Source organism: Cellulophaga algicola DSM 14237 (assembly GCF_000186265.1).
Taxonomy (GTDB): domain Bacteria; phylum Bacteroidota; class Bacteroidia; order Flavobacteriales; family Flavobacteriaceae; genus Cellulophaga; species Cellulophaga algicola.
Genome location: NC_014934.1, coordinates 239,725 through 251,423 on the forward strand (window position 1 = coordinate 239,725; position 11,699 = coordinate 251,423).

An 11,699-nucleotide genomic window follows, 5' to 3' on the forward strand; every position below is an offset into this window, starting at 1 on the left:
TGTTCATAGCTCAAGCGTTAGGTGCAAGCTGAAAAAAAAGAAAACCCACCGCACGGTCAAGCACATTTCATTTTGCTCGTGCCTCACAAAATAAAAAGAGCTTCCCCTTCCCCACCGCCACCCACACAGAAAAACGAGAATAAAACTCACAACTTTATGAGATAAAATGAAAAATCTACTTACATTAGTTCCTGAATAAACAACGTCTGAAAATGAACAGAATTAAGGAAGTGTTGGAAGAAAAAGGCATTAAACAAATTTGGCTTGCCGAGAAATTGGGTAAAAGCTACAATATGGTCAATGCTTATGTGCAAAACAGACAACAACCACGATTAGAAATACTAATGAATATTGCTGAAATATTAGACATTGACGTGAAAGAATTAATCATTTCAAATAAAAAACAGAAATGAACGAATCAACAACCAGAAAAAAACTAATAGATGTTCATCTAAAAGAAGCAGGATGGGATGTGAATGACCTATCTCAAGTAGTTGAAGAATATACTGTTAATTTAAATTCTGAAAACCAAGCAAAAGAGCCGACTGCAAAATATCTCAATAATCAATTTTCTGACTATGTTTTACTAGGTAAAAACGGAAAACCTCTAGCTGTTGTTGAAGCTAAGAAAAGTTCTAAAGATGCAAATACAGGTCGTGAACAAGCAAAACAATATTGTTATAATATTCAAAAGCAAACAAAAGACATTTTACCCTTTTGTTTTTATACCAATGGTCACGACATATTCTTTTGGGATTTAGAAAATGCTCCTCCAAGAAAAGTAGTTGGTTATCCTACAAGAGAAGATTTAGAACGTTATCAATATATTAGGGAAGCTAAAAAACCACTTACAAGCGAACTCATAAATACCAAAGTTGCTGGTAGAGATTACCAAATAAGAGCTATTCGTTCTGTAATGGATGGTCTCGAACAAAAAAGACGTACGTTTTTAATAGTAATGGCAACTGGTACAGGTAAAACAAGAACGACCATTGCTTTAGTTGAAGCTCTTATGCGAGCTGGCTGGGCAGAAAAAGCATTGTTTCTAGTAGATAGGATTGCATTAAGAGACCAAGCATTAGAAGCTTTTAAAGAACATTTACCCAACGAACCTAGATGGCCAAAACAAGGTGAAAAAAGTATTGCAAAAGATAGAAGAATTTATATTTCTACCTATCCAACAATGCTCAATATAGTTCGTGAAGAAAAAGAATCATTATCTCCTCATTTCTTTGATTTAATTGTAGTAGATGAAAGCCACAGAAGCATTTATAATACCTATAAAGAAGTATTAGATTATTTCAACACCATTACTATTGGCTTAACAGCTACACCAACAGATGTAATTGACCACAACACCTTTAAAATATTTAATTGTGAAGATGGTTTACCGTCTTTTGCTTATACCTATGAGGAAGCTGTAAATAATATCCCTCCGTATTTGTGCAATTTTCAGGTAATGAAAATTAAAACCAAATTTCAAACGGATGGAATTAGCAAAAGAACAGTTTCCTTAGAAGACCAAAAGAAATTAATTCTTGAAGGAAAGGAGATTGCCGAAATCAATTTTGAAGGTGTAGAATTAGAAAAGAAGGTCATAAACAAAGGAACAAATACACTTATTGTAAAGGAATTTATGGAGGAATCCATAAAAGACATCAATGGTGTATTGCCAGGGAAAACAATATTTTTCTGTGCCAATATTGCTCACGCAAGACGTATTGAAGAAATATTTGACCAACTCTATCCACAATACAATGGCGAATTAGCCAAAGTAATGGTTTCTGAAGATTCTAGAGTTCACGGAAAAGGTGGTTTACTAGACCAGTTTAAAAACAAAGATTTTCCAAGAGTTGCTATTAGTGTGGATATGTTAGATACTGGTATTGATATTCGAGAATTAGTAAACTTAGTTTTTGCAAAGCCAGTCTACTCCTATACTAAATTTTGGCAAATGATAGGTAGAGGAACTCGTTTGCTAGAACCTACACAAATGAAATCTTGGTGTACGGAAAAAGACGTTTTCTTAATTTTAGATTGTTGGGATAATTTTGAATATTTTAAACTAAAACCGAAAGGAAAAGAACTAAAACAAGCCATACCTATTCCTGTTAAACTATTCGGTTTACGATTAGAAAAACTAGAGTTTGCACTTGAAGCTAGTATTCAAAATACGATTGAGGAAGAATGCGAAAGGCTACAAAAACAAATCATACTTCTACCTGCAAACTCAATAGTCATAAAAGAGAATAGTAAAGCGATTGCAAAAGTTAACAACCCTGATTTTTGGGAAAATATAAATTCTGAAAAAATAGACTTCTTAAAATCTGAAATACTTCCTCTAATGCGAACTATTTCTGGTGTAGACTATAAAGCTATGCGTTTTGAGAAAGATATTTTAGAGGTTTCTTTAGCTAAAATGCAAAATGAAGCCGAAAAGTACGATATGCTTAAAGATGCTTTAATAGAACGTATTTCTGATTTACCTCTATCATTAAACATAGTCGCCAAACAGCAAGAACTTATAAAAGATGCTCAACGAAATCATTTTTGGAACAACATAAAAGAAGATAATTTCAATAATTTAATTGACAAACTTTCTCCATTAGCTAGATATATAGATTCAAGAGATGCAAATTTGGGACCTTCCAAATTCAATTTTGAAGATGAATTAGCAACTAAGGAAATGGTTGAATTTGGACCAGAAAATGAAGCAGTAAGTATTACTCGTTATAGGGAAATGGTCGAAGAAAAAATTAAGGAATTAATGGCATCCAATCCTATTCTTCAAAAAATATTGGATGGAAACTTAATTACGGAAGAAGAAGTTGAAGAATTAGCCAATGAATTGCACGAAGAAAACCCTCATATTACTATTGGTCTTTTGCGTAGAGTTTACCAAAATAAGAAAGCCAAGTTTTTACAATTTATCAAACACATTTTAGGCCTTGAAGTATTAGAAACTTTTACGGATAGTGTTGCCAATGCTTTTGATGATTTTATTACCGAACATAATGATTTATCGAGCAGACAACTTCAATTTTTAGATATCTTAAAAAAATACATTCTAGAAAAAGGAAATCTAGAAAAGAAAAATCTAATAGAATCACCATTTACAATGATACACCCAGAAGGAATAAGAGGTGTGTTTTCGCCCAAAGAAATTAACGAAATACTACAATTAACAGCAAAAATATTAGCAGCATAATGTTACAAAACAACTCAAAATTAAAAGCATTAATCGTCAGTCTTTGGAATACGTTCTGGAGTGGCGGTATTGCCAATCCTCTTACTGCGATTGAACAAATTACGTATTTGTTATTTGTGAAAAGATTAGACGAACTAGAAAGTAAAAGAGAACGTGATGCTGAATTCACAAGTGAAGCGTATGAATCTAAATTTGATGGTGAATACACACCTTGGATAGACGAAAGTTTGTATCGCCCAAAACCTGAAGTTACTGAAACAGAAAAAGCAAGATTGTACAATAAACGAGAAAAAGCCTTAACGCCTAGACCTAAAAAAGAATTAAAATGGAGTTTCTTTAAAGCTATGCCAGCGGATGATATGCTAGTCCATTTTAGGAATAATGTATTTCCACATATCAAAGATTTGAATGATGAAACGTCTTCTTTTACCAAGTATATGAAGAATGCGGTTTTTATTATTGAAAAGCCTTCTTTATTGGTAGAAGCTATAAAAAAAGTAGACGAAATATTTTTAGAAATAGCAGAGGACGCAAAAGACGGCAAACAATCTTTTCAAGACATACAAGGTGATGTGTATGAGATGTTGCTAAAAGAAATAGCTACAGCAGGTAAAAACGGACAGTTTAGAACACCTAGACACTTAATAAAACTATTAGCAGAACTAACTGAACCAAAATTGGGACATAAAATAGCTGACCCTGCTTGTGGAACTGGTGGTTTTTTATTAGGAGCTTACCAATATATTTTAAGTGATTTGGTACGACAAAAAGAACCTGATTTATTAGTAGCAGATGAAGATGGTTTTGAACGTGCTTCTATCTCTTCTGTTTTAGATAAGAAAAACAAACAAATATTAAACGATAGCTTTTATGGGTTTGACATAGATACCACAATGGTGCGTTTGGGTTTAATGAACCTAATGATGCACGGTATTGATAATCCGCATATTGAATATAAAGACTCATTAAGTAAAAACTACAATGAAACAGGCGATTACGATATCGTTTTGGCTAACCCACCTTTTACGGGTAAGCTAGACAAAGGAGATGTAAACCCAGATTTAGGAATAGACACAGGTTCTACCGAACTCTTATTTTTGGCTCGTATTTCTAAAATGTTGCGTGCTGGTGGTAAAGCTGCCGTAATTATACCAGAAGGTGTTTTGTTTGGAGGCTCTAAAGCACAAAAAGCAACCAGAGAAATATTATTGAAAGACAACCAATTAGAAGCGGTTATTTCATTACCAGCTGGTGCTTTTAAACCGTATACAGGTGTAAAAACCGCTATTTTAGTATTTACCAAGGTAGAAGAAGACAGCAAAACTTGGCATACGGACAAAGTTTGGTTTTATGCCTTAGAAAATGATGGCTATAGCTTAGACGATAACCGTAGAAAACTAGAAGAAAACCCATTACCTGTAGTAAAGAGCGAATATACTGCTAGAAAAACGTCAGAATATCCAGACCGTAAAAATCACTTTTTTGTACCATTAGCCGAAATACAAGAAAACGACTTAGACCTTAGTTATAACAGATACAAAGAATACGAGTATACAGAACAAACCTATGAACCACCCAAAGAAATTTTAGCCAAATTAATGGAAATGGAAAAAGGCATTTTAGCAGATATGCAAGAACTAAATGACTTGATAGGATGATAACAGAAAAATTTAACGACCTATTTCGTTTTGCTAAAAAATCTAAATTAAAAGCAAGTGATGGAAGTACAAAAGGTGAATATCCTTTTTTAACTTCTAGCCAAAAAATAACTAAAAGAACTGATAGTCCTCAGTTTTTTGAAGAATGTCTTGTTTTTGGTAATGGAGGAAGTGCAAACATTCATTACCTTAATGAACCATTTGCAACAACTTCACATTGCTATATTGCAGAAAGAAAAGATAAAAAAGTAAATATTAGATTTGTATACTACTATCTATCTGGTAACCTACATATTTTAGAAAGGGGTTTTAAAGGTGCTGGATTAAAAAATATTTCTTCAAAATACATTGCAACCCTTGATATTCCTATTCTACCAATAGAAAACCAAAACAAAATAGTAGCACTACTAGACAAAGCAAGTGCTTTGGTGCAAAAAAGAGAAAAAAGCATTGCACAATTAGATGAGTTGTTAAGAGCTCAGTTTTTGGATATGTTTGGAGATCCTGTAATGGCTAACAAACACGATTCTGTTGAACTAAAATTCTATTTAAAGAAAATTCAGATTGGTCCTTTCGGCTCTCAATTACACAGAAAAGACTATATCAAAGGAGGAATTCCATTAGTAAACCCTGTAAATATAATTGACAATAAAATTTTTCCTGATAATGAAATAACGTTAACTGAAGAAAAATATAATTCATTACCTAATTATCACTTAACCGAAGGTGATATTATAATGGCTCGAAGAGGAGAAATGGGAAGGTGTGGCTTAATTACTGAAATCGAGAATAATTGGTTTTGTGGGACTGGTAGTTTATATCTGAGGCCTAAAAATATTGAACATTCAGTTTTTCTTCTTCTTGCTTTGACGGAGTTTAATACAATTGAGTATTTAAACAGAAATGCAAAAGGAGTAACAATGAAAAACTTGAATAAAACCATCATTTCAAATATTCCTATAATTAAGTGTGAAGACCATCTTATTCTTGAATTTAATTCTATTTATTACAGCATACAAGCCCAAAAAGAAACCTTAATTCAATCCAGAACGGAGTTAGAAGACTTGCTCAATAGTTTGCTACAAGAAGCTTTTAAAGGGAAAATAGAAGTTTCAAAAGAAGAAGTAAAAAAAAAAGACTCGATTATGTCTGAAATAAAAAAGAAAGAAGGTGAAAAAGTAGATATAACCAACCTTGATTTGGCTACGTTTTTAGGTATTCCAGATGAAATTACCTCTACACGAGAAAAATGGATGTTTGATTTAATTAGTCTGGATGAGTTTTACCAATTTTTACTAAAAGATACATTCAAAAAAGAAGAAGCTTTTACTTTAGGTAATATTGAAGAAAAACTACATAGTTTCTTTTATCACAGTGGTGATATGGACTTCCCTAATGCAAACTGGCAACAAATGATTTTCAAATTTTTAGAAGCGAAACCTCCATTATTAGAACAAATATTTGATAAAGAAACTGCAATCGTAAAATTAAAACTAACAGATGAAACTTTTAAGGCTTAAAATAAACCAAGAAAATGGTTTTAGGTCTTTACAAAAAGATTTTGAACTGTTTTTTCTAGATAAAGATGACTGGAGTGAAGCAACGGCTTTTAATCCGTATGTGTTTGCAGGTAAAAACGGTAGCGGTAAATCTAATGTTTTAGAAGCCTTATCAGAGATATTTTATCATTTAGACTGTATTTATTTAAGTAATAAACCAAGTTATTTTGATGAAGAAGTAATTAATAATATAGCAACTTTTGACTCTACACTTTCAAGGGTTAATGAGTACGAATTGGAGTATCTTACATTTATTAATAACAAAGATTTTTCCGAAATAAGTAACGAAACAGCATTAAACACAAAAGCACATATTGTTATTACAAAGCAAGAAGGTAAACGTCCAATTATAGATTGGGTAAATAAAAAAGATTTTGGGTTAGATTCAGACCTTTCTAGTTATCAAATTAAATACCTTTTGCCACAATATGTTGTTGGTTATGCTTCTGGAGAAAACGAAACTTTAAGTCTTCCGTTTTTTAAAAGTAGGTTTATTCAATATGACGCTTATTACAATAATCTAATTACCGAAACTACAACAGACCCAAGTCCTGAAAGTTCTTTAATATATGTAGATAAATCTTATAGTCAGTTTATCCTGTTGACTAATATGCTAATGCATACAAATAGTAATTTGGATAAGGACATATTATCTCCTTTTAAAGAATATGTAGGTATTGAGAAAATAGATTCTTTTCGGTTAATCATTAAAACAGATATTCTTAAAGAATTTGAAGACAAGAAATATCCATTATTAAAAAACTTAGATTTTGATACCAAAAAAGAACTTAAAAATACAAGTTCATACATTGAGAAATTAAAAAAATGTGCTACAACTTGGTACGAAGAAGAAAACTATAACTTTTTTGAAAACGAATCTAGCGATAGTAGTTTTCTAATATTAGATTACAAAGTAAATGAAGCTACAATAGAAGCTTTTCAATTGCATTTTGAAAATAACCCTTTAAAACTTTTTGAATTATTTCAACTGCTTTTAATTTTAGAAATACATTCAGTAAATGAAGAAAGCAAGAATAACACCTATGCTACAGAAAACATTTTCTTAAGTGAATCAATAAACTTTAGACCCATTGAGTCTCGAAGAGTCTTGAATATCAAGAATTTTGAAATCAAGAAAAAAGGCTTAGAAAAGAATATTTATACCAAAGCATTGTCAGATGGTGAGCATCAATTTTTACATTCTTTAGGGTTATGCTTACTTTTTAAAGATACTCGTAGCTTGTTTTTATTAGATGAACCAGAAACACATTTTAATCCAAGTTGGAAAGCAAAGTTTTTATCAAGTTTGCGTTTTTGTTTCGAGCAAGAAGAAGAAAACAAGAATGAGACTATGCGAGAAATGTTGATTACAACACATTCTCCATATTTACTTTCAGATAGCGACTCTAAATACGTTCAAGTATTCAAAAAAGGAGAAAAACCAGTTAATCCAGACTTTCAAACTTTTGGTACTTCTATAAATTCCATTGGAATTAAAGTATTTAATATGCCCAATACGGTTGGTAAAGTTGCTCAAAAAAGAATACAGGAGTTGAGAGAAGAGTTTGAACAGCTAGAAAGTGAAAATTATGATGCTTTTATATCAAAAGTAAAAACTGAAATAGGCGAATCCGTAGAACGTCTTTTGTTGTTAAATGAAGTTTATAAAAAAATGAAATAAACTTGTTATTTAACTACACATACATATCGCACGAAGTAGAAAAACTTCAAGAATACTTAGATTTTTTATTTGAAGATGTTTGGCTTCCTGCTGAAGGTAATTTTGATGCAGAAAAGTTAAAAGGCAATAAACAGCTATATGATTTTTATGTAAACAACCATTATGTGGATTATGATGTGTCTAACGACATAAACAATGATGAAGGTGTAGCTGCTAATTTTTTTAATAGTTCAATAGAGAAGATATTTAAAGCGTTTGCAGCCATAAATGATGATGATTTCAAACTAGAACTAATAGATTATTATTCTAACAACAATAATATTGAAGAAATATGCTCTAATCCAAAACTTCCTATTCTTACTTATAAAGATTTAGAAACTATACAAAAAAACCTAGGCAAAGAGTTAAAGGCATTTTACGAGAGATTATATGGGAATAAATCTCCTTTTAATTTAAAAGATTTTGGGTCGTTAAAAACCAAATCTCTTCCTGCTCATTACCAAGCATTTTTTACTCAGAATAATGAAGGAAAGTGCCCCTTTTGTGGAATCAAAGATTTAAAAGGAATTCACCACACCAAAAAAGAAGCATACGACCATTACATTCCTAAAGGGAAGTTTCCGTTCAGTAGTATAAATTTCAAAAATTTAGCACCAATGTGCAATGACTGTAACTCTAGTTATAAAAGCACAAAATTAGTTGTTGGTAAAATGGCTAATAGAAATAAAGCTTTTTATCCTTATGCAACTTCTCAACCTGATATAAAAGACTTTGAAATTAGTATAAAATTAAAGACTTCAGATATATTAAAGATTAAACCAAAAGATGTTGAATTAGAAATTAAATTAACTGATTTTGATGAAGAAATAGGAGCTTGGAAACGTGTTTTCGGTATAGATGAACGTTATAAGGCACTTATAGCTAGTAAAAATGTAGGGATTGATTGGTTTCAAATGGTAAATGAAGGTTATAAGAATGCAATCGCAATGGGACAAACTTTAACAAAAAAAGAATTTTTAGATATGAAGTTATTTGAAGCAAAATATAATCTTAAAGCTGAAAATGGATTTCTAAAAAGTGTGTTTTTAGAAGAATGTGAATCTATGGGATTGTTTTGAAATGATTAAGCCAACGCAAGTTCAAGCACATTTAAAGTTTGCTCGTGCCTCACAAATTTAAAAGAGCTTTCACGCCAACGCTAGCAAGTTTGCGGATAAAAAAAAGCCAGACACCTAACAATGTATAAAAAACATAGGGCGTTTGTGCTAAATCGAAAGTTCTGTGTATATTAATGAAGTCCGCCAAATATAAAATTTGGCATTTAAGAAAAAAATAAAAGCAAAATATTTATATTTAGCTAAGTAATAAACTGAAACGATAGTGCTTATTTATTGCCCTACGTTTCTTATACTAAACGTTAGCAAATATTTAAAAAGACACATATGAAAATTAAATACATTGCGCAGGAAAAGTCGATAGAAATAAATGACGGACTCAAAACGTCTTATCTAATAATTGGTTTTTTAATGCTCTTAAATATATTCAATGCAGTAATTAACTTGTATAAAATAAAAGATGGAGAATTGAATATGATTGGTTACATATGGATTTTCGTAGGTGCTATATCAATTGGAGCAGTAGTTTATGTGCTGTTAAAAAAGACAACACTCAAAAAAATACCATTGGACCAAATAAAACGGTTAAAAGAAAAACAAATTTTGGGAAGAAAAAGATTCAGTTTGGAATTGCAGAACGGAAAATTACGGGATTTGATAAAACTAGGTACGCAATCAGATATAAAGGAATTGAAAAAAATGTTTAACGATATCGGAATTGAAACTGATTAACCGAAAAAAAACATTTGCTAACAAAACCTATAAACAATACGGGCTTAGGTTTTAAACGCTAAGGTCTGTGTATATTTATAAGGTCGCGAAATCTTTGGGATTTCGCTTTGACATCAAAAAAGAAAAAACAAAACCAAAAGATTTCGCTAAGTGCGTGGCGGAAAGCAAACGCTAGTTTGCTCCCGTACTGTTCATAGCTCAAGCGTTGTGATGCCATTTGCAATACCGCTAAGACATTTTTTTAAAGTTTATGTGAAAAGGTTTATGAATAAAGAAATGGGAGATCTCCTATTTTGTTAGTTATAAATTACAGCCTTTAGGATGGAATTATAACTCAAGTATTGCGCTTGATGGCGTAGAAAGAAGACTTTCTAAACGTTATCACGTTAAAATACTTGTTATAAGGACGTTAAAATAAAATACAAAGTCAAATAATTATGGATTTATAACAAAATAGGAGATCGATTTTTCTGTTTCCCATACTAACGTTTCATGCTTCTACATAAAAACATAAGTATGGGTAATCTTTAAAAAAATGGATCTATTACGTTCGGTATTTTAAACGGTTACCTTTTTTATTGCTAATTTTAGAAAAGTAAAAATTAAAATAAAACGGCACACAACACGCTGTATAATTTATGGCCTAAACTAACTGATATGAATAAAGGCCACAAATTATACATCTATCGTTAGGTTTCATTAAAAAAACACTCTATTAAGAATGAATTCAAAGTATTTAGCACAATATTTAGAAAATGGAATCTGGAAAACTATTTCATGTTATACATATAAAAAACTTTGTAATCAAGAACCTACAAAATGGGAGCATTTAGACTTAAAATCCAAACCTATACAAGGAAAAAGATATAATGTTCATACTCGTTCCAGTTCATCTAAATTCTGTTTTAGCGGTTCTGGCCCTACAAATGTTAGCAAAAACAGAATGACTACAACTCACGAATTTATAACTGAAGTAATTTCTGAACTGGATACTTTAAATTTAAAAATAAATAATTACAGCTTAAAAATAATACCTGACACAATAATACACGAGAAGGAAATAATTAAGGTTTATTGTACTGAAAAAAAAGAAGTAGTTGAATATATCCCTGATTTGTTGATACGCTTTTCAAATCCAAAAACATTAGAGAAACGTTGGGGCGGTCAAATTGCGATTGAAGTAAATGTTACTCATAGTCCTGACGACACGAAGAGAAAACATTTTCAATTTTTAGGAATTCCTTTATTAGAAATTGATGCAACAAAAGATTTGAAATTCAAATTAGAAGGAAAAGAAGTTCAGGAAAAAGAACTCGATATTTATAAAAAAGAACTTGAATTAGCTCTTTCAACAGAAATAGAAGCTTCAATAAAGTATCCAACATTTTCGAATAGGTCATTAGGTAACCAAGTATATAAATTAAAACAAGAAAAAAAGGAACTTGAACAAAACCATAATGATAAAATTCAAAAAATAAGTAAATTAGCCAGAGACTATAAAAATTTAGATACTGATTTTAAGAACTCTAAAATTAATTTGACAAAAACTATAAGACAAAAAGAAAGCCAATTATTAAATATTGAGAAAAAATTAGCCGAATACAAAAACAGGAGTTTTATACAGAAATTAGCAGATTTACTCAGTAGTAAAAAATAACGAAAACCTAGTCGAGTAGGTAAAGAGGAGTTTCACCCCTAAACCTCTCACAGAACCGTACGTGAACCTCTCGATTCATACGGCTCTTG

General features: G+C 31.0%; 8 protein-coding genes. All 8 read left to right on the forward strand.

Features of this window, described 5'->3' with window-relative positions; translation table 11 throughout:
- The first annotated feature begins 212 nt into the window (after nt 1–212).
- Nucleotides 213–413 (forward strand): helix-turn-helix domain-containing protein, encoded by a 201-nt coding sequence (locus CELAL_RS01135; protein ID WP_013549072.1) that lies wholly within the window; start codon nt 213–215, stop codon nt 411–413.
- The gene (locus CELAL_RS01140; RefSeq protein WP_013549073.1) at nt 410–3,208 is read left to right on the forward strand and encodes a type I restriction endonuclease subunit R; all 2,799 of its coding nucleotides are present in this window, start codon (nt 410–412) and stop codon (nt 3,206–3,208) included. Before CELAL_RS01135 ends, CELAL_RS01140 begins: the two co-directional genes overlap by 4 nt.
- Nucleotides 3,208–4,866 (forward strand): type I restriction-modification system subunit M, encoded by a 1,659-nt coding sequence (locus CELAL_RS01145; RefSeq protein ID WP_013549074.1) that lies wholly within the window; start codon nt 3,208–3,210, stop codon nt 4,864–4,866. Before CELAL_RS01140 ends, CELAL_RS01145 begins: the two co-directional genes overlap by 1 nt.
- On the forward strand, nt 4,863–6,386 hold the full coding sequence (locus CELAL_RS01150) for a restriction endonuclease subunit S (protein ID WP_013549075.1): 1,524 nt from the start codon (nt 4,863–4,865) through the stop codon (nt 6,384–6,386). Before CELAL_RS01145 ends, CELAL_RS01150 begins: the two co-directional genes overlap by 4 nt.
- Entirely contained in the window at nt 6,367–8,106 is a 1,740-nt protein-coding gene (locus tag CELAL_RS01155; RefSeq protein WP_013549076.1) for a restriction system-associated AAA family ATPase, read from the forward strand. The genes CELAL_RS01150 and CELAL_RS01155 overlap by 20 nt, the downstream gene beginning before the upstream one ends.
- Before the next feature lie 2 nt (nt 8,107–8,108).
- Nucleotides 8,109–9,224: an HNH endonuclease gene (locus CELAL_RS01160; RefSeq protein WP_013549077.1), complete on the forward strand. Its 1,116-nt coding sequence runs from the start codon at nt 8,109–8,111 to the stop codon at nt 9,222–9,224.
- Nucleotides 9,225–9,548: 324 nt separating this feature from the next.
- Complete coding sequence (locus CELAL_RS01165) at nt 9,549–9,953, forward strand: hypothetical protein (RefSeq protein ID WP_013549071.1); 405 nt, start codon at nt 9,549–9,551, stop codon at nt 9,951–9,953.
- 721 nt (nt 9,954–10,674) lie between these two features.
- Nucleotides 10,675–11,610 carry a hypothetical protein gene (locus CELAL_RS01170; protein ID WP_013549078.1) on the forward strand — a complete coding sequence of 312 codons (936 nt, stop codon included), beginning with the start codon at nt 10,675–10,677 and terminating at the stop codon, nt 11,608–11,610.
- The last annotated feature ends 89 nt before the right edge of the window (nt 11,611–11,699 follow it).

What these genes read in the sequence shown, in the direction of transcription:
- CELAL_RS01135 (WP_013549072.1), top strand. Translation starts at nt 213, where the DNA reads ATGAACAGAATTAAGGAAGTGTTGGAAGAAAAAGGCATTAAACAAATT.
- CELAL_RS01140 (WP_013549073.1), top strand. Translation starts at nt 410, where the DNA reads ATGAACGAATCAACAACCAGAAAAAAACTAATAGATGTTCATCTAAAA.
- CELAL_RS01165 (WP_013549071.1), top strand. Translation starts at nt 9,549, where the DNA reads ATGAAAATTAAATACATTGCGCAGGAAAAGTCGATAGAAATAAATGAC.
- CELAL_RS01145 (WP_013549074.1), top strand. Translation starts at nt 3,208, where the DNA reads ATGTTACAAAACAACTCAAAATTAAAAGCATTAATCGTCAGTCTTTGG.
- CELAL_RS01170 (WP_013549078.1), top strand. Translation starts at nt 10,675, where the DNA reads ATGAATTCAAAGTATTTAGCACAATATTTAGAAAATGGAATCTGGAAA.
- CELAL_RS01155 (WP_013549076.1), top strand. Translation starts at nt 6,367, where the DNA reads ATGAAACTTTTAAGGCTTAAAATAAACCAAGAAAATGGTTTTAGGTCT.
- CELAL_RS01150 (WP_013549075.1), top strand. Translation starts at nt 4,863, where the DNA reads ATGATAACAGAAAAATTTAACGACCTATTTCGTTTTGCTAAAAAATCT.